Below are 21024 nucleotides of genomic sequence, written 5' to 3'. Positions count from 1 at the left end.
GTGAACGATCCAGACACACCTCAAGGCACGACATACGGGTTCCCCTCGACCGGGCAGAGGGGTGCATCAGACACAACACGGCAGCTCAGACGCCGTGAGCGCCATATTCGTTGTTTTCGCGGCGGATACTACGGCGCCCCCTACTGCGCCCGCTGGAGTCCCATCAGCCGGGCGATCAGGTCGTCCAGGCTGATCAGTCCTGCGAGTCGGCCGTCTTCCGCTCGGACGACGGCCAGCGAGGCCCGGTTTCTGCGCAGTTGCTCGAGCGCGTAGGAGACACTGTCGGCCTCCCGCAGCTCCGGAACGGGTCGGACCAGTTCACGGGCTGTCACCACACGGCCGCGGGTGCGGGCGACAAGCCCGTCACGGGCATGGACGGAGCCCAGGACGGTGTCGCCGTCGACGACGAGGAGGCGGGAGCGGTCGGCCTCGGTCGCCCGGGCGAGGATCGCGTCCAGGTCGGCCTCTGCAGGCACGGTCACGATGGCATCCGCGGGTGTAAGGAGCTCCAAGACCGCGGTCTGCGGTTCCGTCAGCGAGCGGGTGATCAGCTCGGAGTCGACCTTGTTGATCAGACCCAGGCGCTCCGACTCCGCCACGAGGTGGGTGAGTTGCTCGCGGTTGTGGACAGCTGCCAGTTCGTCGCGCGGCTGGACCCGGCACAGGCGCACCAGGGCGTTGCTGACCTTGTTCAGCAGCCAGATCAGCGGCCGTACGGCCTTGACCAGGGCGCGGAAGGGCGGCGTGAGCAGCATGGCGGAGCGCTCGGGGTGGGCGATGGCCCAGGATTTGGGGGCCATTTCGCCGAGGACCATGTGCAGGAAGACAACGACGATCATGGCGAACGCGAAGGCGATGCCGTAACTGAGGCCGCTGGGCACGCCCAGACCGTGCAGCAGCGGATCGACCTGGTGGGAGATGGCGGGCTTGGAGATGGAGCCCAGTCCCAGGGTGCAGATGGTGATGCCGAGTTGGGCGCCGGCGAGCATGAGGGACAGTTCACGCATGCCCGCGAGGGCAGCCTTGGCGCCCCGCTGTCCGTCGGCTGCGGCCTTCTCCATGCGATGGCGCTTGGCGGCGACGAGGGCGAATTCGGCGGCGACGAAGAAGCCGCTGCCGATCAGCAGCAGGACGGTGACGAAGAGGGCCATCGGAAAGCTCATGACTGCGCCTCCTCGGCGGAATGCCCGGCGGCCTCGGCATGCTGCGTGCGCTCGATGCGTACGCGTTCGGGGACGTGCCGGTCCAGGGTGAGGACGTGGATGTCGACGCCGTCGATGGTGAGCCTGTCGCCGATGGCCGGGAAGCGGCCGAGGCGGTCGATGATCAGTCCGGCAACGGTGTCGTAGTCCTCTTCTTCGGGCAGGTCGATGCCCGTCGCGTCCTCGATCTCGTCCAGGCGGCGCCCGGCGTCGACCAGCCAGCCGTCCCCGTCGGCGACGGCGAGTTCGACCACCGTGTCGCTCTCGTCGGCGATGTCGCCGACGAGTTCCTCGGCGATGTCCTCATAGGTGACGACGCCGGCGACCCCGCCGTGCTCGTCCAGGACGACCGCGAACTCGTCGTCCCGTTCACGCATCTGCGCCACGGCGTCCGGCAGTGGCAGCGTGTCCGGGAGCAGCAGGGGACTGCGGGATGCGCTGCCTGCTGTGGTGGTCTCGAAGCGGCCTGTCGGCAGGCTCATCAGGTCCCGTACGCCGAGAACACCCGCGACGTCGTCGGGGTGGTCGCCGAACACCGGATAGTTGGAATGGCCGTGCTTCGCGATGAGTTCCACCGCCGCGGCCGCCGTGGCGTCCTTGTGGACGAACACGGCGTCCGCGCGAGGCACCATGACCTCGCCGAGGGTGCGCTCGGAGAACTCCACCGCGTGGTCCAGCAGCTCGGCCGTATCGGCCGGGAGGTGGCCCTGCTCGTGCGACTCGCCGATCAGGTGGCTCAGCTCTTCGAGGGTGGCGCCGTGGTGCAGTTCCTCGACCGGCTCGATGCCGACCCTGCGCAACAGCTTGTTCGCCGCACCGTCGAAGACGTGCACGATCGGCCCGACGATCTTCAGGTAGACGAGGGTCGACGGTGCGAGTGACTTGGCGAGCCGCTCGGGAACGGCCAGCGCCAGGTTCTTCGGCGCCAGCTCGCCCAGCACCATCTGCACGATGGTGGCGAGGACGAAGGCAAGCGTGACGGAGATCGCGGTGACCGCCCCGCCGGACAGGCCGACGCCTTCCAGCACGGGCCGCAGCAGGGCCGAGACGGAAGGCTCGGCGAGGAAGCCGACGACCAGGCCGGTGACGGTGATTCCGAGCTGCGCTCCCGAGAGCATGAACGAGAGCCGTTCCAGCACCTTCAGCGCCCGGGCGGCGCGCTTGTCCCCCGCCTCGGCCTCGCGGGCGAGTGCGAGGCGGTCGGTGGCGACGTAGGCGAACTCCTGGGCGACGAAGTAGCCGGTGCCCGCGGTCAGGACGAGGACCGCCAGCAGGCCGAGCACGGCGGTCACCGGGCACCACCCGGGCGCGTGCGGTGGTCAGGGCCGAGTGGTCGGGGGCTGTGGCCCACAGGGTCCGTCGGTCTGGCGGACAAGGAGCGCTCCTTCGGAAAGGGTGATCAGGAAAAGCGGGGTTGTGCGCATGGATTCCCAGGCAGTGATGCGGAGGAACCGCGTGTCGGGCGGCGCACCCGCCCCGGGGTGACCGGTCGGCTACGCGGTGGCCGCCGGGCCGACGAGCTCTGCGAGGACGTCCTCCATGGTGACGTAGCCCAGGATCGCGCCCGTCGCGCCGGTGACAGCGGCCAGGTGGCTGCCGTCCGTGCGCAGGGCGGTGAGGGTGTCGTCCAGCGGGGTGTCGATGCGGACCCGGGTGACGGGGTGCAGTGCGGCGCGGGGGAAGGGCCTGTCGCGGTCGGTGACGCCGAGGGTGTCCTTGATGTGCAGGTAGCCGAGGACGGCACCGCTCGGGCCCTTGACCGGGAAGCGGGAGAACTTGGCCGCGGCCGCGGCCCGTTCCAGGCCGGCCGGCGTAACGGTGTGATCGACGCTGTGCATTCGCCGGGCGGGCACGAGGATCTCGCCGACCGGCCGGGTGCCCAGCTCCAGGGCGTCGCGCAGGCGCTCGCCGTCGGCCGGCGAGAGCAGCCCGGCCTCGCTGGAGTCGTCGACCATGCGCGCCAGCTCGCCGTCGGTGAACACTGATGCGACCTCGTCCTTCGGTTCGACCTTCATCAGGCGCAGCAGGACGTTGGCGAAGGCATTGATGGAGAACACCAACGGCCGCAGGGCGCGGGTCAGAGCGACCAGCACAGGCCCGAGCAGCAGGGCGGTCTTCGCCGGTGCGGCGAGGGCGATGTTCTTGGGGACCATTTCGCCGATCAGCATGTGCGCGTACGTGGCCGCGGTGAGCGCGATGACGAAGGCGATCGGGTGCACCAGTACGTGCGGGATGTGGACGGCCTCGAAGGCCGGCTCGAGCAGATGGGCGATGGCAGGCTCGGCGACCGCGCCGAGCACCAGGGACGAGGCGGTGATGCCGAGCTGGGCGGTGGCCATCATCTGGGAGAGGTGTTCCAGACCCCACAGGGTGATCCGGGCCCGCTTGTCGCCCTGGCGGGCGGCGGGTTCGATCTGGCTCCTGCGTACGGAGATCAGGGAGAACTCGGCGGCGACGAAGAAGGCGTTGGTCAACAGGGTCAGGGCCCCGATGAACAGCTGCAGCGTGGTCATCGGGCCTCCTGAAGGTCCTGCTGCGTGAGGCGGGCCGGTGCGGTGATCTGCACCCGGTCAGCCCGATGGTGCTCGACGTCCAGGACGTCGAGGCGCCATCCGGCCACCTCGACCGAGTCGCCCTCGACCGGGATCCGCGCCAGGCGCGTGGCGATCAGACCGGCCACGGTCTCGTAAGGGCCGTCCGGTGCGAGCAGTCCTATGCCGACGAGCCGGTCCATGCGCACGCTGCCGTCCGCCTCCCAGGAGGAGCGGCCGTCGCCGGTCGGCGGCGCGGGCAGCAGGTCGGGGGTCTCCAGCGGGTCGTGTTCGTCGCGTACCTCGCCCACGACCTCCTCGACGATGTCCTCCACCGTGGCGATGCCGGCCGTGCCGCCGTATTCGTCGATGACCACGGCCATCGTGCGCTCGGCACGCATCCGCTCCAGCAGCCGGTCGGCCGGCAGGCTGTCCGGCACCACCAGGGGAGCGGTCGCCATGGAAAGCACCGGGGTCGCCGCACGCTGCTCAGGAGGCAGTGCGAGGACGTCCCGGATGTGGACCGTACCGACGACCTCGTCGAGGCTGTCGCGGTAGACGGGGAATCGGGACAGGCCGGTCGCGAAGGTCAGGTTGGCGGCGTCAGCTGCCGTGGCGTGCGCTTCGAGGGCGATGACGTCCACGCGCGGGGTCATCACGTTCTCGGCGGTCAGCTCGCCGAGGTGGAGCGTTCGTACGAACAGCTCCGCGGAGTCCTGCTCGATCGCTCCTTCGCGCGCCGAGTGCTGGGCCAGTGCCACGAGCTCCTCCGGGGTGCGGGCGGTGGCAAGTTCCTCGGCCGGCTCCAGGCCGAAGCGGCGCACGAACCGGTTCGCCGTGCTGTTCAGGTGCCGGATGAACGGCCCGAAGGCAGCCGTGAAGCCCCGCTGCGGAGCTGCGACCACCTTGGCCACGGCCAGCGGCCGTGAGATGGCCCAGTTCTTCGGCACCAGCTCACCGATCACCATCAGGATCACGGTGGAGACGATCACACCGAGGACGGTGGCGACGGGCGAGGCCGCCGCTCCGAGTCCGACGGCCTCGAGCGGGCCGCGCAGCAGTGCGGCGAGCGAAGGCTCGGCGAGCATGCCGATCACCAGGGACGTGACGGTGATGCCGAGCTGGGCACCGGAAAGCTGGAAGGTCAGCCTGCGTACGGCCTTGAGGGCGCTGTCGGCACCACGCTCACCGGCATCGACGGCGCGCTGCAGCTCGCCGCGCTCGACGGTGGTCAAGGAGAACTCGGCCGCGACGAACAGCGCACAAGCAAGCGTCAGTGCCAGGGCCAGCAGGAGCAGCAGTATCTCGGTCACCGTGCCACCCCCGCTTCCTCGCTCATCCGGCGTCGGCAGGCGGTGACACGGCTCGTACTGGGAGGTTCACCCATCGGGGGTCCGTTGCTCCTTCTCGTGCAGGGGGTGGCAGAAGCACCAAGAACCGGGTTTCTACACCCACTGTAAAGGAATGGCAAACAGGGTGGCACGGCGCGGGTCGCGACTTTCACCAGCTGCCGCCAGATCTGTGCCGGGGCTGTTTCAGGACTCGTCGACGAAGGCCGGGTTTCATCCCTGGCGGCGCCCGCCACCCCCTATGCTTCTACACGAGTGTAGATATTGGGTCTCAATGCCGGAGGTTTGCCATGACGTCCATCGATCTGAGCAAGGTGCTGGACAAGGCGTGGGCGGACAAGCCGCTCGCCGAGGTTCTCGCCGCACCCGTCGCCGCGCTCAAGGGGGTTTCGGACCGGGACGGCGAGCTCCTCAAGGAGGCGTTCGGTGTCGGGACCGTCGCCGACCTCGCCGACCTCAAGTACGTCCGCTGGGCGCAGGCGCTGGCCGCCCTGGATGCGGCGAAGTAGTCACCGGGCCGCCGGCCCGGCCCTGGGGCGGCGGCACACTCGGACATCACAAGCATCACGAAGGAGTGAACGCCACGATGGTGTTCAAGCGCCTGCTGGGCTCTGTCGGCGTCGGCGGCCCGGCAGTGGACACGGTCCTGACTTCCGGGGCGGTGCCGCCCGGTGGCAGCCTCACCGGTGAGGTCCACCTCATGGGCGGCAAAACGGACTTCGGCATCGAACACATCACGCTGGAACTGGTCGCCCGCGTGGAGGCGGAGACCGATGACGGGGAGCACGACGGCGTCGTCGTCTTCGAGCGGTTCGTCGTCGGGGGCGGCTTCCGACTCGCCGAGGGCGAGCAGCGAAGCGTGCCGTTCGCGGTGACTCTCCCGTGGGAGACGCCGATCAGCGTGCTGCACGGTCAGCCGCTCGGAATCGTCCTCGGCGTGCGCACGGAACTCGCAGTCGCCGGAGCCAAGGACAAGGGCGATCTCGACGCGCTCGCAGTACGGCCACTGCCTGTCCAGGAGGCGATCCTGGAAGCGTTCGGGCAGACCGGCTTCGGGTTCAGGTCCGCGGACCTCGAGTACGGCCGCATCGGCGGCACAGGGCAGCAGCTGCCCTTCTACCAGGAGATCGAGCTGACGCCCGCTCCGCAGTACGCGCACGCCGTCAACGAGATCGAGGTGACCTTCCTCGCCGCTCCCGGCGGCATGGAGGTGGTCCTGGAGGCCGACAAGCGAGGTGGCCTGTTCGCGGGCGGCCATGATGCTCTGACCCGCTTCACGGTCAGAGGGCATGACGTCGGGCACACCGACTGGAACGCCGAGGTCGAGAACTGGGTGCGACAGCTCGTCGAGCACCGCTCGTCCTACGGGACCCACTCCGCACACGGCCATGGCGACTCGCATCACGGCGGCCACCACCACGACGAAGGCCACGGCCACCGGTCCGGCCCCGGCATGGGGACGGTCGTCGCGGCCGGCGCCGCCGGTCTTGCGGTCGGTGTCGTCGGCGGGATGGTCGCGGCCGAAGTCGTCGATGAGGTGGGCGACTTCTTCGAAGGCGACGAGGATGAGGGCTGAGCCTCCGGCGTCACCCTGATAACTTCTACATCACTGTAGAAGAGATGGTGGTCCGGACCGGCCCTCCCGTCCGGCCCGGACCGCCCCTGACGCGTATGGAGTTCTCATGGCCCTCTGGGACCGCCTCAAGGAATCCGCATCGACGATGCAGACCCAGCTCATGGCGAAGAAGAACGACTTGAAGAGCGGTGCCTTCCGTGATGCGTCGATGGCCATGTGCGCGCTGGTCGCGGCCGCCGACGGCACGATCGATCCGTCGGAGCGGCGCCGCGTGGCGGAACTGATCGCCACCAACGAGGTGCTGCAGAACTTTCCCGCCGGCGACCTGCAGCGCCGCTTCGACGACAACCTGAACAAGCTGACGGCGGACTTCGACTTCGGCAAGGTCAGCGTCATGCAGGAGATCGCCAAGGCGAAGAAGAAGCCCGCCGAGGCGCGGGCCGTCGTCCAGATCGGCATTGTCATCGGCGGCGCCGACGGCGACTTCGACAAGACCGAGCAGGCCGTCGTCCGCGAAGCCTGCTACGCGCTCGACCTGCCGCCGCACGAGTTCGACCTCTGACACACCCCGTCCGGCGTCGCCCCGTCGTCCTGCGCGGCGACGCCGGCGGAATCGTCGCCGCGTTCGTCAGCGCAGTGTCACAGGGGCGTTGCCGCCTTCAGGATGAAGAAGAGGGTGACGGCCGAGTTGGCGGACGACAGCGCCGAGACCGTCGTACCGGCCGCCGCGCCCCAGGCGGCGAGACCGACCGTGGTCGACAGCGGCGGCCATACGCGCACCGCGGGCGCCGGCCCCAGCAGGGCCGCCACCCTGCGCGGGACCGGTCCGACGGCCGCGAACCCGGCAAGCGTCGCGACGGGCGCCCCGCGCGTCACCAGGCCGGCTTTGCCGATCGCACGAGCCACGACGCGCCGGCTCCCGACCGCCACGGCGGCCTCCTCGTCCGCCCACCGCTCCGCCGTGTACGTCACCGCGGTCCTCAGCGGACGCAGAAACGGGTTGGCGCGCGCGGCCAACTGCACCGTCAGCAGGAAGCGGTCATGGCGACCGGCGAGATGGGCACGCTCATGCGCGAACAGGGCCCGGCGCTCGGGCGGTTCGAGCGCGGCGAGCATCGCGCTGCTGACCACGATCCGGCCCAGGCGCCCACCGGGCAGGGCGTAGGCGTACGGAACCTCGTCCGGCAGCACCGCCACCGGCCGCGGCGGCATGGCGGAGAGCGCCCGGGCAGCCCGGCGTCGTACGCGGTGATGCCGCCACACGGCTCTGCAGCACGATGCGAGCACGACCATCAGTGCGGGGATGGCGACCTTGCCCGCGACCTCGTCGTGAGGGACCGCCTCACGGACCTCCGGGTCGGACCAGCCGTCGGGCAGCGGATTACCAGGAAGCTGGGCGGTGCCGACGACCATGAGCAGAGCCAGACAGAGCGTGCTGCAGAGCGCGAGCACCGCGGCGGCCGTCGAGAGCAGCCATGTGGCTGTCCGTGGGTGCAGATGCTGCTCGGCCAGCCGCGCGACCGGCCATGCGCTTAAGGGCAGTACCAGCGGCAGAAAGACGAAGACCCCCATGCGGTCAGTCTTCCCCTTCGTCCGTTGCCTGAGCCAGCAGGTCGCGCAGCAACTGCTCGTCGCCCGGGGGGAGCGCCGTCACGAAACGCGCGAGGACTGCCTCCCGGTCCGCCTCCGCGTCCAGCATTTTCCGCATGCGCAGGGCGGCGAGACCCGCCTCGTCGGCGGTCGGCGTCCACTCGAAGGACCGGCCCGCCCGCTCGCGCGAGACCGCGCCCTTCGCGTGCAGCCGGGTCAGGATGGTGATGACGGTCGTGTAGGCGAGATCGCCACCGAGCCGCTCCTGTACCCACGCGGTGTTCACCGGCCCCGCTGCGTCGCGCAGCGCAGCCAGCACCTGACCCTCCAACTCGCCCTGACCTCGCCGGCGAGGCTGCTGTCGAGGGGTGCCGCCCTGGTTCTGGCCCGTCATGCCGTCTCCCTCCCGTCCCTCCGGCCCGCGCGTCCGACGCTGGAGCGGGTTCATCGTACTGAGCGAGGGAGATTTGCCGTCGGCTGCGGTTCTCCCGGCGTCGACCGCTTGTCACATCGTGTGTGACGCGCGACCACCGAGGTGGCGTGACCATCCCTTGCCCGCCTTCTACATCGTTTCTACAGTGGTGTGGATTTCCATCGGCCTCAGCGGCCGGCGATCCGAGAACTCGTAGCGGGGAAGGGACGTGACATGGGTGTCAGCCTCGGCAAGGGCGGCAACGTCTCACTGAGCAAGGAGGCCCCTGGACTGACCGCCGTACTGGTCGGCCTCGGCTGGGACGTGCGGACGACCTCCGGCGCGGACTTCGACCTCGACGCCAGCGCACTGCTGCTGAACGGGACCGGAAAGGTCGTCTCCGACCGGCACTTCGTCTTCTACAACAACCTCACCAGCCCTGACGGGTCGGTCGAGCACACCGGCGACAACCTCACCGGCGAGGGTGAGGGCGACGACGAGTCCATCAAGGTGAACCTTGCCGCCGTACCGGCCGACATCGCGAGGATCGTCTTTCCGGTCTCGATCCATGAGGCCACGGCCCGCGGACAGAGCTTCGGGCAGGTCCGTAACGCCTTCATCCGCGTGGTGAACCAGGCCGGCGGCGCCGAGCTCGCCCGCTACGACCTCTCCGAGGACGCCTCGACCGAGACCGCCATGGTTTTCGGCGAGCTCTACCGCAACGGCGCCGAGTGGAAGTTCCGCGCCGTCGGCCAGGGCTACGCCTCCGGACTCGCGGGAATCGCCTCCGACTTCGGTGTCAACGTCTGACCCGGTGCTCCGGACGCGGTGCACATCGCGCCGCGATCCAGCCAACGCCCCAACGGCACGTCAGGTCGACCGCACCGGTCCGGACGGCAGCAGCGGCACCACGGCAACCGACGGACCCGCACGGCCCTGAGCCGCTCGCAGCCGTCCCCCCGATCATGGCCGAAGCCGGAGCAAGGCCGCCGGCATCCGCACCTGCAGGCGTGACCAGAAACGTGCTGTTTGCTCTGTCGTCCGGTTCCGTCGCGGAGGGCCCGCCCCGCCGCCCGCGTCGTCAGTCACCCGGACGCCAGTCGGGCCGCCGCCCGCTGAACCCGACCACCCGGTCCAGCAGCGGCGCGTCGTCCGGCACGGCCACCGGCGGGCCGAAGATTCCGTCCCGCATCGAGTCGTCACCCGTCGGCCGCACGATCTCGTACGACACCGCCGCACTCGCCTCACCGGGGTCGTACTCCTGCCCCGTCGCCCGCGCGAGGTCCCAGCCGTGGATCACCAGCTCGTTCAGCGCGACGCGCCCGGCGAGCTGCCCCGGCAGGTCCACCCCGCCGGCCTGGGTCATGCCGTCCCACGCCGAGGGCTCACGCCAGGCCTCCGCCAGCTCGTCCAGCCGCCGGGGCAGCACGGTGCGCCACTTCTCGTCGAGCATCGGGAGCGCGCCGCCGGGGTCGGTGCCGGTCGTCGGGCCGAGGTCCTTGCGCGCCGCGTCGCGGAAGGCGAGGGACAAGCCGTCGACGTGGGCCAGCAGCTCGCGCACGGAGTAGTCGGGACAGGGCGTCGGAGCCCCCAGTTGTTCGTCACCGATCGCGTCGAGCAGCCGGGCGACGGCGTGGGCGGCGGGTGTGAGGTCGGGTACGGGTGTCGCGTCGGAGGTGTCCATACAGTGGTGACCGGCCGGGAAGCCGGAACTCATCGGCCCCGGACGCGGCGGCTCCGCGCCCTGCGGAGGTGATCGCTCGCCCGATCGGGCTAACACCCGGCCCGGAAGGATCTCCGGCGCCGTCCGCCCTCATACGCTCCACGAGTGACTCGTACGAACGCCTTGAACACCGGCCGCGACGACTTCCTCACCTGGGTGTCCCGGGACGGAGGCGCAGCGCTGCCCGTGCGCACCACCGACGCGGTGCTGACGATGCTCGCGCTGCGCGGAGCGGAACGCAGGGCGGGCGTGCCCGAGCCCACGCCGCAGCTGGTGCGGCAGGTCCTGCACGAGGATCTGCCCCAGCTGCTGTACGCGGCCGACGAGGAGCTCGACGCCGTGCCCGCGATCCTCGCCGCCCTGGCCGACCGCGTACGGGCCGCAGGCCGCCTCAACGCCAAACGCCACACGAAGCTCGTCGCCGCCGTCGAGGAAGCCGTCCCCGAGTTCCGCCGCGCCATGGCAGACCCGCTGAACCTGACCTGGCCCCGCTGGTACGCGTCGCTGATGAGCGCCGACGGCGTGGACCGCGACGACGCCGACGCCGTACGGGCCTGGCTCGACGCCCACGAGAGCACACCGCACGCGGACCGGCCCGCCCTCCCCGAGCCGCTGCACCGCTCGGACCTCGCCGACCGGACCTTCTCCGTACGGGCCCGGCTCACCGAAGCGCTGCTCGAGGCCTTCGCCCGCGACACCCGGGCGGCGTCACCGGCCGGCCCGCTGCTGCCCGCGCCACCCCTGGACGCCGACCGGCCCGACGACGCGCTCACCGGCGAACTCGACCACATCGCGGCGGATCTCACCGACCGGTGGACCGCGGCCGGCCTCGACGGGGCACTGGCCGGGCGGCACGCCTCCCTCGCCCCCGGCCCGGAGTCCGTGCCGCACGCGGCACTCGCCGACCACATGCTCGACGAACACCTCGACTACTACGGCGACTCCGCCGTCCCGCTGCCGCCCCCGGCGGCCGTCCCCGCACCGGACGAGATCCAGGGCCTGCTGCACGCCGCGCCCCTGCCCGCCGCCCTGGCGTCCGGGGCCTTCGACGACGAACTGCGCGAGGTCTCGGAGCGCTGCGGGCTCCCCGGCCCGGCCTCCGACGTGTGGACCGGGGGCACCCCGCAGGAACTCCTCGAACTGGCCGCCGACCTCCTGGCCGCGCAGGCCGAACGGCTGCCGCCGGTCACCGGCCCGGAGGACGCGTACTCGTTCGACGCCGCGCACCTCCTCTACTCGCTCTACGAACGCGGCAGCACCCCCGACTCGGTCGCCCGCAAGATCGCCGACGCGAAGGCGGACGGTCTGCCCACCGAGCTCGAGGACGCCCCGACGCCCGTACCGGGCAGCGCCGCCGACGCCTACGAGACCCCGTCGCCCGAGGAGCTGTCCGTGCTGCTCGGCATGCCCGGACGTACGGAGGCCGACCGTGCCGAACTCGACGCGCCGGCGCGGGGCCTGGCGGCGCTCATCGACCAACTGGCCGCCACCGGCAGCGTCTTCCGCACCGGCGACACCTACGGGCTCACCCCGCTCGGCGCCGCCGTCATGCGCCACGTGCTCACCGTCGGCCATGTCGCCGCCCCCGACCAGGACACCGTCGAAGGCTGGAACGCGGCCGAGACCGTCGCCGCCACCCGCCACTGGCCCACCCGGCTCGGCGCCGCCGCGCTGGCAGCCTGGGCCGCGCGCCGCGGCAGCACGGACGAGGCCTGGCGCAAGCTCCTCGACGCCATCTCCGCGGCCAAGGCCGACGACGTCAATGCCGCCCGTACATCCGAGTACTTCGCCCGCCTCGACCTCGCCGCGGTCCCCGGCACCGTGCTGCGCGCCGCGCTCGGCGATCCGGTGATCGGCGCCGCCGCCCGCAGACTGCTTCTGGCCCGGGGAGAGTCCGTGCCCGAGGACGCGGTGCCGCCCCCCGCGCGCGCCACGGTGCTGGTCGAGGAGCTGGACCAGCGCTGGATCGACGACATGCTGGCCCATGTGAAGCGCCGCGACGACTCCGGGGACAACGGCATCCCGGGACCGGCCGACATCCCGCCCACGACCCTCCTCCCGGCCTTCGACACGGCGGCCGCCGGCTGGCCGGGCGGCGCTCCCGCGCTCGTGGAGGCTCTGGCCGCCGCCGATCCCGCCACGTCCCTGCGCGTCCTCGACAGCCTGCACACCCACCACCCGAACCGTGCGGTGGCGGCCGCGGCGGGCCGTACGAGGAAGGCCGCGGAGCGCTCGCTGTCCCGCCGGCGCTGACCTCCGGCCGGGTCCGGACGCCTCGGGCCGGGGGATAGGTTGGCCGCAGTCCCACCGCCCGAGGAGATGCCCGTGCCCGCCCGCCCCCGCCTGCTGTTCGTGACCGACCTCGCCTATCCGGCCAGGGGACGGCGCTACTGCGACGAGGACATCTTCCTCACGTCACGCCTGCGCGAGGACTTCCGTCCCGCGCTGTGCCATCCGCTGGACGCCGCCGAGCTGATGGACGCCTTCGACGCGGTCGTCGTCCGCAACAGCGGTCCCGTGCTCCACTACCAGAAGGAGTACGACGCGTTCCGCGAGCGGGCCACGGCGACGGGCACCCGCGTGTACAACCCGCTGGGCGGTCGGGGCGACATGGCGGGCAAGCAGTATCTGCTGGACCTGACGGTGGCCGGCTACCCGGTCATCCCCACCGTCGACCGGCCGCAGCACCTGGCGCGGCTGCCGGAGACCGCCGAGTACGCGGTGAAGCCGAAGGCGGGCGCCGACTCCATAGGCCTCGACTTCGTCCCGCGCCAGGAACTGGCCAAGCTCGCCGCACGCGGTGACCTGCTGGTCCAGCCCCGGGTGGACTTCCGGTACGAGGTGTCCTTCTACTTCGTCGACGACGCCTTCCAGTACGCGCTGTACGCCACCGACCCCGCGCAGCGGTGGGTCCTCGAGCCGTACACGCCCACCGAGGCGGACCTGCGTTTCGCGAAGAAGTTCATTGACTGGAACACCCTCGACCACGGCGTCCAGCGCGTCGACGCCTGCCGCACGAGGACGGGTGACCTGCTCCTGGTCGAGCTGGAGGACCTCAACCCGTATCTGTCCCTCGATCTGCTCCCCGAGCCGACGCGGGACGCTTTCGTCACCGCGATGACGGCGTCCCTGCACCGCTTCCTGGACCGGCCCGCGCCGCCCGCCCTCGGCTGACGCCGGCGGGCAGGGCACGTGGGCGCCGTCGGCGGCCCGGCGGCGCGGCGGCGCGAGCGTGGCAGAACGGTCACCGGGACGTCAGCGCAGCGGCCTCGCTCCTCGCCCGCCGGAGCCAGTCCGCGCGCTCCCGCTCCGTCGAGTCGGTGACCGTACGGAAGACCACCCGCCGTACGTCGTCGACTCCGACGTACGGCAGTACACACGCGGACCAGACGCGCTGCAACGGATCCCCGAACTCGCCCTCCTCCCGGTCGGCCGGCGTGTCCGAGGTGTTCAGCACGAGTGCCCGGCCCGCCGTCAGCAGCCCGACGGGCTCGCCGTCGGCGCTGCCGAGCTTGTACGCGACGCCGGGCACCAGCACCCGCTGCACCCAGCCGGTGAGGACGGCCGGCGGCATGCCCCACCAGTTGGGGTGGACGAACACCACGGCGTCCAGCGAGGCCACTTCCGCGCGGTGCAGGGCCACTTGGGGATCGGGCGCCTCGTCCGACGCCCGGACCGTCTCCGTCTCGCCGGCGGTCAGGACCGGCGGGAAGCCCTCGGCGCACAGGTCGTGCGCGAGCACCTCGCACCCGCGCCCCCGCAGCTCGTCGGCGACCGCGTCGAAGAGGGCGTGGTTGAAACTGCCCGGCCGCGGATGTGCGAGATAGACCCCGATGCGCATGTGTCCCCGATCCCCCGGAACGATGTAGGCCGGTGCCTACCACTCGGCCGCCTTGACACCGGATCGTAGGCCCCGCCCGGCACCGCTGGGTGGACGACTCTGAGTCGGCCGTGTGCCTGCAGTTGGTACAGCCCCCCCGGCATGGCCGGTCAGCACCGGAGAAGAAGACGCGCGGTCGGGCGAAGAAGGCCGACTGAGGCTCGCGTACAGACGCGTACAAGAAGGAGCCCCGTCACCGGAACACTCCGGTGCCGGGGCGTCATCCTTCTTGAATGCTCAGTCTCGCGCGGCGAACTCCACGAAGGCCGCCCAATCCTCGGCGGCCAGCCGCAGCGTCGGCCCCGCCGCGATCTTCGAGTCGCGGACGTGGACCGTGCCGGGGGAGGGTGCGACCTCCACGCATTCGCCGCCCTCGGCTCCGCTGTAGCTGCTCTTCCGCCAGATCAGCTCGGCAGCCGCTGTGTTGGTCCCCGCGATCTTCATAGCTCTCCCAGCAACTTCTCGACGAATGCCAGCGACTCTCGTGGCGTGAGGGCCTCTCGGACAATCCCATAGCGCGCCGCGATGGCTCGGGCCTCCTCCGGATCTGTGAGCAAGGTGCTGCGGCCCTTTACCTCCAAGTACGCGACCTGTGCTCCGGCTCTGCGGGTGATCAAGGTGAACGGCCCATCGACGCCGGCGTGTCCTCCCGATCAAGTGGCATGACTTGGATCTCCACGTTGCGCTTCTCACCGATGAGAAGCAGGTGCTCCAACTGGCCACGCAGAACGGACTTGCCGCCGTAGGGGCGACGCAGAACCGCCACCTCGATGGCGAAACTCATGAGTGAGCGCCTTCAGCGTGGCCACTGATCGGGTGACGCCGGTCAGGTCGAGGTGAGGGCCGCAACGCACAAAGCCCCCGTGCCGTTGAGGGAGGTATTCGACGTCTCAACCCACCGGCACAGGAGCCCTGTTGGTCCCCTATCCTGCCGCACTCGACCTCCCTCACGCCCTGGTCGAGTGGGTCACCATGCTCATCGTCACCCGCGAGGGTGACCGCCGCTGCAAACTCCCGCCGCACCAGCGTGCGCTCATCGCTCTGGTGTACCTACGCCGCCACGACACCCTTGCCCGGATCGCGGCCGGGTTCGGGATATCCGTCGGCACCGTCCACGCGTACGTCACCAGCGTGACCGGCCTGCTCGCCGAACGAGCCCCTGGCCTGCTCAAGACGCTGCGCGAGCACGATCCGGACTTCGTCCTGCTGGACGGGACTCTCGCCGAGTGCGACAGCGTCGGTGACAGCCGGGCGGACTACTCGGCCAAGCACCGCCGGCACGGCGTGAACGTCCAGGTCCTCACCGATCCGGCCGGCGAGCTGCTGTGGATCTCACCCGCCCTGCCGGGCCGCACTCATGACCTCACCGCGGCCCGTACCCACCGGATGATCCGGATCTGCGAACGCCAGGGTGCCCCCGTCCTCGCCGACCGTGCCTACACGGGCGCCGGCCCCTGGGTCACCACCGGACTCAAACGGCCACCGGGCGGCGAGCTCACCCTCACCCAGCGCACCGTCAACCGGGCCCTGGCCGCAGCCCGGGCACCGGTCGAACGCGGCATGGCACGGCTGAAGTCCTGGCAGATCTTCCGCAGATCCCGCATCAGCCCGAACCGCATGACCGTCATCGCCAAAGCTGTCCTCACCCTGGAGAGGCAACGCTGAAAACGCTCACTGGTGCAGCCAGTTGCTGAAGATTTCCTGGCGCGCGAGACGGGCAGATACCCGCTGCTCGATGGTCTCCTCCGTCAGGAGAGGGCGACGCTTGGTGAGTAGTGCGCGGGTGTACTCCTCGGTTTGCAGGAGACCCGGCACTGCCTGTACCGCATACAAGTGCAGCTCAGCCGCCTCGGTCCACTCGAAGTACCATTTCTGCGGGGCTTTCCGGCCGGCTCTCCACCGCCGGACCGGTCAGCGACCGAACCGCGCTGACGAATCGAGGCCGGTCTCCCCATGGTTTCCAGCTGTGTGTCAAGATGCTCCGATGGACGACCTCATGCGCGCCTGGGAACGCATCGAGACCTGGCTCCGAGAGCACCAGTGCACCAGTGCTCTCTCCGAGCTGCACCCGCCGGCCTCCGAAGAGGCCATCCAGTCCCTCCAGGACGCCCTCCCGTATCCGCTTCATCCCCACCTTGTGCAATGGCTTCGGATTCACGACGGTGCCCTGCCAGGGAGTTCCCTATGGCCGTTCCGGTACTCCCCGGTCAAGGCTGAGGGCATGGAGGGTGGTCCGCAGCATTTCGGGGAGGCTTTTGATGACTTCCGCAGCGAATTTGCGGATGACGGGTTGGATCCCGAAGGTCCGGAAGGGCCGTGGGATCCGCCGAATGCATACGAGTTCTGGGTGCCCATTGCAGTCACCAATACCGGTGAGTACCTCGCGGTCGACCACCGTCCTGGCGACACCTACGGAAGCGTCCGGGAGATCGATTATGAAGGTTCGGATCCGTGGGGCGTGATCCGGTGGGCGAGCCTGGGGGAAATGCTCGACGAGATCGCGGACGGCCTTGAATCCGGCGCGGGTGTCCAGGGCAGCGGGCGAACGTACCGCTACGTCCCCCAAGTGATCCAGACCCCACTGACCATCACCGACCCCCCACTGTCCGGGGCGCCGGTGGTGATCGACGGAGATCTGGTGAATCGCCTTGACTGGCGGATCGAGCGATAGCATCCGATGTGAAGAGGCCCCGCCCAATAGATGGACGGGGCCCCTTCTTCTTACGCGCTACGGCCTGACCAGGCCTGGGGCGTCAATGAAATACGGATCTTCGTCCAGCATCCTTTGCTTGGAATAGAACCCGTTGAGACGCCGACCTGCCGTTTCGTTCTGACCACCGTGCATCGACGCTCGGGCGCACTTCTCCTTGTACGTGGGAGTGCCGCCGAAGGGCGGGCGCTCATCGTCGTACACACGCCACTTGCCGTCACCACCCTTGCGCGCGTACGCCTGGAGGCATTCGCCTCCGTTGGCGACCCCGGTCGCTCCGCCACTTTCCTTTGTGCTTGCGAAGGAGTATTCGTCGCACTGAACAGCCGCGTTCTTGTTCGCCGGATCGGGAGTGGCCAGCGGGTGCGCTACGAGCTGGTACGCCCCGCTCTTGGGGCAGACAACCCCGCGGTTGGCATCTGCCTTCGCTCCGTCGAATTCACGGCGCAAAGGACTGTTGTGATTCTTACTGCCGGGATGCCAATCGAGTTTGTCCCGCATCTCCAGGTAGTACAGGGCGGCACCCTCGGCGTTCTTCAGCTTCAGGTTGAACGTCGGCGTGTACTTCGGGAAGACACAGCCCACCGAGGTGTTGGCGCGCATGATCTGGTCGCAACGGACCTGCTCCCAGAACACCCAACTCGGTTCGGTGATCTTCACCGAGGCGGGCGCGGCGGACGCCTTGAAGCCGAGGAAGTTGCCCCGGTCGAACTTCTGCTGCTGACCGGCGGCGGCGGTCTTCCAGGTGAACTTGCGCGTCTGGACCGTCTGTTCGGTAACCGAGGAGGTGGTGGTCCAGGAGGTCGGCCCGGTGAATTCGGGGCCGACGAACTCCCTCTGGCAGACTGGGTCACCGCCACACGTGACGTCCCAGTAGTCGAGCGTTACGGTGCCGAGCGCGCCGTCGATGGACAGGGGCGCGATGGTGTTCTGCTGAAGCCACTCAGCGCCCTTCGTGCCCTTCGTGTTCAGTTTGATCTCTTCGCGGACGAGGAACATGGCCGTGCCGATGAGCTTGGGCGGCTCATTGGGGCTGATTCGCCACCATTGGGCCACTACGCCGATCTTGTGGCAGCCCTCATCGCGGGTGAGCGTGTATCCGCCGACGGTCGGGTCGTTGCACCAGGGGACAAGAGGGTTGGCGGGCGCCGCGAGCGCCTTCGCCGCCGTTCCTATCTCTGCGTTGTAGGTACGGCTCTGGCACAGCTCGATCTCAGGGCTGTCGGTCTTGTGACAGTGGCTCCGGTCCCCCGGCTGCGGGTCGGTCGTGACGCCGTCCGGGGAGGCTTGCTTCTCTGGAGTGTCCACCTCCTCATACGGCTCCTCCTCCGGGTCCACCGGCTCCTCGGGCTGTTCGCCGGAATCCGGTACGGCGGTGTCGCCGCTGATCGGAGCCTTGCCCGTGCCGTAGTCGTAGGCCTTCTCCGGGCCCTTGTTGTCCGCGCGGTCGACTGTGCGCCCCTCGGTCCGGTTCATGTCACGCTCAGCGGGTGTGCCCGTCACGGTGCTGGGCTGGCCCGCGACAGCGGGCTTTTCAGCACTCCAGGCGCCACCGTTGGTACGGCTCTCGACGCCTCGGACATCGTCACCGGCCGCAGGCGTGATATCGAACTTGCCGTCGCCCTTGTTCGGCGTCCACGCGCCCTCGGGATAGTCGGGCGAAGTAACCTTCGAAGGAGCCGCCGGTGCGGTGGTGTCGACGACGAACTGGGTCCAAGGGGACCAGTTGAGGTTGTAGTGCGTGCCGTCGTAGGCGTTGGTGCGGAACTTGTACGTCCGGCCGTCCTTGAGCTGACCGGCCGGTACGGTCACGCTGACCGGCTTGCCCTGTTCGCCGTAGGGGGACAGGAGCAGCCCCTCGCCGAGCGGCGTTGTGATGGGCGTGTTCGTGGCGGCGTCGTAGACCTGGAACGTGCCGTTGACCTGGTCGCCGTCCGCGTCGGTGAACGTGTCACGCAGGATGGGTGTGGTGGTGTTGACGGCCCACACGCCGGCGTAGGACTTGAACGGCGCGCCGGCCTGGCGGCTGGTTCCGTCCGAGGGGCGGTAGTTGTGGGTGACGGTCAGCTTGGGCTGATTGGCCGTGTTGTTGGCGGAGTTGACACGCTTCCACTCGTGGATGTCGCTCTCGCTGGAGGCGCGCAGCCCCATGCCGGAGACGTTCCACTTCTGGCCGGCCCAGTACTGGGCGAGAGTGGTGACGTCGGCGGTGATCCAGCCGTCCGTAGCGGTGCAGGCCGGGTTGCCGCGGGTGGCGGTGGAGGTCGCGTACTTCGCGCCCATGGTGGGCTGGTTCGTCCAGCGGCTGGAGGTGGTGGCGTTGTTTGCCGTCCACACCTCCCACGGCTGCGCGGTGCAGTCGGTGTTGCCCGAGTGGAAGTTCCACAGCGACAGGGTCGCCTTTGACACGAGGGCGTCCGCGATGGGAGCCGTGTTCCAGGTGATGAAGGAACGGGCTGTGCGGTAGGTGCCGTCGGCGTTCTTGGTGCCCGGGTTGCCGAAGTCCAGCTCGGTGTCGCCGGACCAGTCGACGGTTTCGCCTTGCTGGACGTAGGTGTCGAACAGGTTGCCCAGGGCGGAGGTCGACGGGTCGACCGTCACCGGGTACTGGGTGGCCGGGTCGGCGAGAAACTTCGCGTCCGGGGTGATGACCAGGTCCACGGCGCCGCGGCCCTTGTTGACGACCTCCATCCCGACCCGGGCCCGGTTCTCGTGCTTTCCGGACCGTTTGTCGACCGAGGCGTCCCACATTACGGGGGCGGGCATCGTCGCCCGCACTTCACCGGTCGAGGTGTCGGTGAAGGACACCGAGCCGTCCTGGTTCGCCTTCGCGTTCAGCCCATTGGCCCTGATGGGTAGCGTGTACGCGTAGCTGCCCGCGGTCGGCTTCTGGGCGATCTCGACGAACTGCTCGAACCCGGTGCGGGTCGCTTCGACGATCACATCGGCGCCGGGGACGGCGTTCTTGTACCGGGCGGTCGTGCCGTGAAGTTCGGGCTGGGGGAGGCCGCCTTTCCACTGCAGCGTCACGGACTGGTCTCCGCTGCCCAACGTGACCAGGTCCGTCGGGGCGGCCTGGCTCGCCGCGCTCAGCGACGCCGCCGGCTTGCCCCTCTTCCCGGCCAGGCGGAGTCCGCTCGGGTGGGACCTTGCCCGGACCTCGCCGCCTGCCGCGGTGGTGAGGGTGGCATCGACCTTCCGCCACTGACCGTCACGCCACACCCGCTCGGGCCCGGTGGTGAGCTCGGTGGTCAGCGTGCCGTCCGGGTTCGCGACGGTGTGGGTGGTGGCCGTCGTCTCATCGGTGACGTCCACCTTCTTCCCGGTGCGCCTCGCCTCTGTGACGGCCCACGCTTTGGAGCCCTTGGCGTGCTCGGCTGCCCAGGCGATGTCCGATTCGAGGACGTCGGCCTTCGACGGCTGCTGCACCGCCGTGGCCGCGTCCGGCTTCGGCGTTGACGCGGCGCTGGTCGGCTGTGTGGCGCCCGTTAAGAGCGCGACTTCGGCGACGAGGAGCAGCGAGGCACCGGCCGCGATACGTGCCCGGCGCCGTCCCACTGGCTGTCTGTACGGAGACACGAACGTTCCTGCCCTTCCCTGTAAGGAATGCAAACGCCTGTGCGAATACGTGCGCGAGCACAGGACACTAGGCGGAAGCGGTGGAGGAGCGCAGCGAGTTATCGGCCATGGCTCGCATGTGACGTCGGAGAGAGGCGAGTTGAAGCGGCCGTCGGCTCGCAAACGCGGCAATGATCACACTGGCTTAGGCGGGTCGGAGCGTCTCCACTCGTGCTGCGGGGCTCCGGTCGACGCCGGTCACGTGCCGAGGTCGAAAGAGTGACTCGCACCGAAGGTGATGCATACGGGGTCGAGCGGTACGTGATGGATTTCTGGCCGAAGGCACCCTGAGGAAGCGGGGGGGGGGGGGGGGGGGGGCAAACCACCCCCCCCCCCCCCCCCCCACCCCCTCCCCCCCCCCCACCCCCCCCCCCCCCCCCTCCCCCCCCCCCTTTGAGGTTCGAAACCACCCCCCCCAGTCTCCATCACCTTT

The 21024-nt window shown here is 69.8% G+C and carries 18 protein-coding genes and 2 pseudogenes; 8 read left to right on the top strand and 12 right to left on the bottom strand.

What is annotated here, in order from left to right:
• Positions 1-140: 140 nt before the first annotated feature.
• From ACZ4SA_RS06310 to ACZ4SA_RS06295, 4 genes are all read right to left on the bottom strand, one after another.
• A complete protein-coding gene (locus tag ACZ4SA_RS06310) occupies positions 141-1163 on the bottom strand; it encodes a hemolysin family protein (protein ID WP_468270423.1) in 1023 nt (340 codons plus the stop codon).
• Positions 1160-2494 (bottom strand): hemolysin family protein, encoded by a 1335-nt coding sequence (locus ACZ4SA_RS06305; protein WP_468270421.1) that lies wholly within the window; start codon positions 2492-2494, stop codon positions 1160-1162. The genes ACZ4SA_RS06310 and ACZ4SA_RS06305 overlap by 4 nt, the downstream gene beginning before the upstream one ends.
• 201 nt (positions 2495-2695) lie before the next feature.
• The gene (locus tag ACZ4SA_RS06300) at positions 2696-3715 is read right to left on the bottom strand and encodes a hemolysin family protein (protein ID WP_468270419.1); all 1020 of its coding nucleotides are present in this window, start codon (positions 3713-3715) and stop codon (positions 2696-2698) included.
• Entirely contained in the window at positions 3712-5046 is a 1335-nt protein-coding gene (locus ACZ4SA_RS06295) for a hemolysin family protein (protein ID WP_468270417.1), read from the bottom strand. Before ACZ4SA_RS06295 ends, ACZ4SA_RS06300 begins: the two co-directional genes overlap by 4 nt.
• 326 nt (positions 5047-5372) lie before the next feature.
• Here ACZ4SA_RS06295 and ACZ4SA_RS06290 point away from each other — a divergent pair, with 326 nt between their 5' ends.
• The 3 genes from ACZ4SA_RS06290 (at position 5373) to ACZ4SA_RS06280 (ending at position 7220) form a co-directional block, all read left to right on the top strand.
• A complete protein-coding gene (locus ACZ4SA_RS06290; RefSeq protein WP_468270416.1) occupies positions 5373-5591 on the top strand; it encodes a hypothetical protein in 219 nt (72 codons plus the stop codon).
• A gap of 77 nt (positions 5592-5668) precedes the next feature.
• Entirely contained in the window at positions 5669-6658 is a 990-nt protein-coding gene (locus ACZ4SA_RS06285) for a sporulation protein (RefSeq protein WP_468270414.1), read from the top strand.
• A gap of 106 nt (positions 6659-6764) precedes the next feature.
• On the top strand, positions 6765-7220 hold the full coding sequence (locus tag ACZ4SA_RS06280; protein WP_468270412.1) for a tellurite resistance TerB family protein: 456 nt from the start codon (positions 6765-6767) through the stop codon (positions 7218-7220).
• 77 nt (positions 7221-7297) lie between these two features.
• On the opposite strand, the gene ACZ4SA_RS06275 is transcribed toward ACZ4SA_RS06280, so the two are convergent.
• Both ACZ4SA_RS06275 and ACZ4SA_RS06270 read right to left on the bottom strand, forming a co-directional pair.
• Positions 7298-8230 (bottom strand): M56 family metallopeptidase, encoded by a 933-nt coding sequence (locus ACZ4SA_RS06275; RefSeq protein WP_468270410.1) that lies wholly within the window; start codon positions 8228-8230, stop codon positions 7298-7300.
• Between the two features lie 4 nt (positions 8231-8234).
• Entirely contained in the window at positions 8235-8642 is a 408-nt protein-coding gene (locus ACZ4SA_RS06270; RefSeq protein WP_468270408.1) for a BlaI/MecI/CopY family transcriptional regulator, read from the bottom strand.
• A gap of 252 nt (positions 8643-8894) precedes the next feature.
• Here ACZ4SA_RS06270 and ACZ4SA_RS06265 point away from each other — a divergent pair, with 252 nt between their 5' ends.
• Complete coding sequence (locus ACZ4SA_RS06265) at positions 8895-9470, top strand: TerD family protein (protein ID WP_468270406.1); 576 nt, start codon at positions 8895-8897, stop codon at positions 9468-9470.
• Positions 9471-9741: 271 nt separating this feature from the next.
• On the opposite strand, the gene ACZ4SA_RS06260 is transcribed toward ACZ4SA_RS06265, so the two are convergent.
• Positions 9742-10344 (bottom strand): TIGR03086 family metal-binding protein, encoded by a 603-nt coding sequence (locus tag ACZ4SA_RS06260; protein WP_468270404.1) that lies wholly within the window; start codon positions 10342-10344, stop codon positions 9742-9744.
• A 144-nt stretch (positions 10345-10488) separates the two neighbouring features.
• Here ACZ4SA_RS06260 and ACZ4SA_RS06255 point away from each other — a divergent pair, with 144 nt between their 5' ends.
• Together ACZ4SA_RS06255 and ACZ4SA_RS06250 are read left to right on the top strand one after the other, a co-directional pair.
• Positions 10489-12636 carry a hypothetical protein gene (locus ACZ4SA_RS06255; RefSeq protein ID WP_468270402.1) on the top strand — a complete coding sequence of 716 codons (2148 nt, stop codon included), beginning with the start codon at positions 10489-10491 and terminating at the stop codon, positions 12634-12636.
• A gap of 66 nt (positions 12637-12702) precedes the next feature.
• On the top strand, positions 12703-13557 hold the full coding sequence (locus ACZ4SA_RS06250) for an ATP-grasp domain-containing protein (protein ID WP_468270400.1): 855 nt from the start codon (positions 12703-12705) through the stop codon (positions 13555-13557).
• 70 nt (positions 13558-13627) lie between these two features.
• On the opposite strand, the gene ACZ4SA_RS06245 is transcribed toward ACZ4SA_RS06250, so the two are convergent.
• From ACZ4SA_RS06245 to ACZ4SA_RS06235, 3 genes and pseudogenes are all read right to left on the bottom strand, one after another.
• The gene (locus ACZ4SA_RS06245; protein ID WP_468270398.1) at positions 13628-14224 is read right to left on the bottom strand and encodes an NAD(P)H-dependent oxidoreductase; all 597 of its coding nucleotides are present in this window, start codon (positions 14222-14224) and stop codon (positions 13628-13630) included.
• Positions 14225-14500: 276 nt separating this feature from the next.
• Positions 14501-14707: a DUF397 domain-containing protein gene (locus ACZ4SA_RS06240; RefSeq protein WP_468270396.1), complete on the bottom strand. Its 207-nt coding sequence runs from the start codon at positions 14705-14707 to the stop codon at positions 14501-14503.
• Positions 14704-15050, bottom strand: a pseudogene (locus ACZ4SA_RS06235) (Scr1 family TA system antitoxin-like transcriptional regulator); the annotation flags it as partial. The gene ACZ4SA_RS06240 and the pseudogene ACZ4SA_RS06235, both read right to left, overlap by 4 nt.
• 128 nt (positions 15051-15178) lie before the next feature.
• Here ACZ4SA_RS06235 and ACZ4SA_RS06230 point away from each other — a divergent pair.
• Positions 15179-15928 carry a transposase gene (locus ACZ4SA_RS06230; RefSeq protein WP_468270394.1) on the top strand — a complete coding sequence of 250 codons (750 nt, stop codon included), beginning with the start codon at positions 15179-15181 and terminating at the stop codon, positions 15926-15928.
• Between the two features lie 18 nt (positions 15929-15946).
• On the opposite strand, the pseudogene ACZ4SA_RS06225 reads toward ACZ4SA_RS06230, so the two are convergent.
• Positions 15947-16114 (bottom strand): annotated as a pseudogene (locus ACZ4SA_RS06225) (Scr1 family TA system antitoxin-like transcriptional regulator); the annotation flags it as partial.
• A 133-nt stretch (positions 16115-16247) separates the two neighbouring features.
• Between ACZ4SA_RS06225 and ACZ4SA_RS06220 the strand changes: the two are divergent.
• Positions 16248-16934, top strand: coding sequence for an SMI1/KNR4 family protein (locus ACZ4SA_RS06220; RefSeq protein ID WP_468270393.1), 687 nt, complete (start codon positions 16248-16250; stop codon positions 16932-16934).
• Between the two features lie 57 nt (positions 16935-16991).
• On the opposite strand, the gene ACZ4SA_RS06215 is transcribed toward ACZ4SA_RS06220, so the two are convergent.
• Complete coding sequence (locus ACZ4SA_RS06215) at positions 16992-20363, bottom strand: DNRLRE domain-containing protein (protein ID WP_468270799.1); 3372 nt, start codon at positions 20361-20363, stop codon at positions 16992-16994.
• Positions 20364-21024: the final 661 nt, after the last annotated feature.

This window comes from Streptomyces sp. NPDC027962, assembly GCF_055566095.1.
Note: the sequence above shows the minus strand (reverse complement) of the source record. Positions and strands in the feature narration are given on the sequence as shown.

Coding starts and splice junctions, on each gene's coding strand:
- ACZ4SA_RS06310 (WP_468270423.1), bottom strand. CDS start 1,163: ATGAGCTTTCCGATGGCCCTCTTCGTCACCGTCCTGCTGCTGATCGGC.
- ACZ4SA_RS06300 (WP_468270419.1), bottom strand. CDS start 3,715: ATGACCACGCTGCAGCTGTTCATCGGGGCCCTGACCCTGTTGACCAAC.
- ACZ4SA_RS06290 (WP_468270416.1), top strand. CDS start 5,373: ATGACGTCCATCGATCTGAGCAAGGTGCTGGACAAGGCGTGGGCGGAC.
- ACZ4SA_RS06285 (WP_468270414.1), top strand. CDS start 5,669: ATGGTGTTCAAGCGCCTGCTGGGCTCTGTCGGCGTCGGCGGCCCGGCA.
- ACZ4SA_RS06280 (WP_468270412.1), top strand. CDS start 6,765: ATGGCCCTCTGGGACCGCCTCAAGGAATCCGCATCGACGATGCAGACC.
- ACZ4SA_RS06275 (WP_468270410.1), bottom strand. CDS start 8,230: ATGGGGGTCTTCGTCTTTCTGCCGCTGGTACTGCCCTTAAGCGCATGG.
- ACZ4SA_RS06270 (WP_468270408.1), bottom strand. CDS start 8,642: ATGACGGGCCAGAACCAGGGCGGCACCCCTCGACAGCAGCCTCGCCGG.
- ACZ4SA_RS06265 (WP_468270406.1), top strand. CDS start 8,895: ATGGGTGTCAGCCTCGGCAAGGGCGGCAACGTCTCACTGAGCAAGGAG.
- ACZ4SA_RS06260 (WP_468270404.1), bottom strand. CDS start 10,344: ATGGACACCTCCGACGCGACACCCGTACCCGACCTCACACCCGCCGCC.
- ACZ4SA_RS06250 (WP_468270400.1), top strand. CDS start 12,703: ATGCCCGTGCCCGCCCGCCCCCGCCTGCTGTTCGTGACCGACCTCGCC.
- ACZ4SA_RS06245 (WP_468270398.1), bottom strand. CDS start 14,224: ATGCGCATCGGGGTCTATCTCGCACATCCGCGGCCGGGCAGTTTCAAC.
- ACZ4SA_RS06240 (WP_468270396.1), bottom strand. CDS start 14,707: ATGAAGATCGCGGGGACCAACACAGCGGCTGCCGAGCTGATCTGGCGG.
- ACZ4SA_RS06220 (WP_468270393.1), top strand. CDS start 16,248: ATGGACGACCTCATGCGCGCCTGGGAACGCATCGAGACCTGGCTCCGA.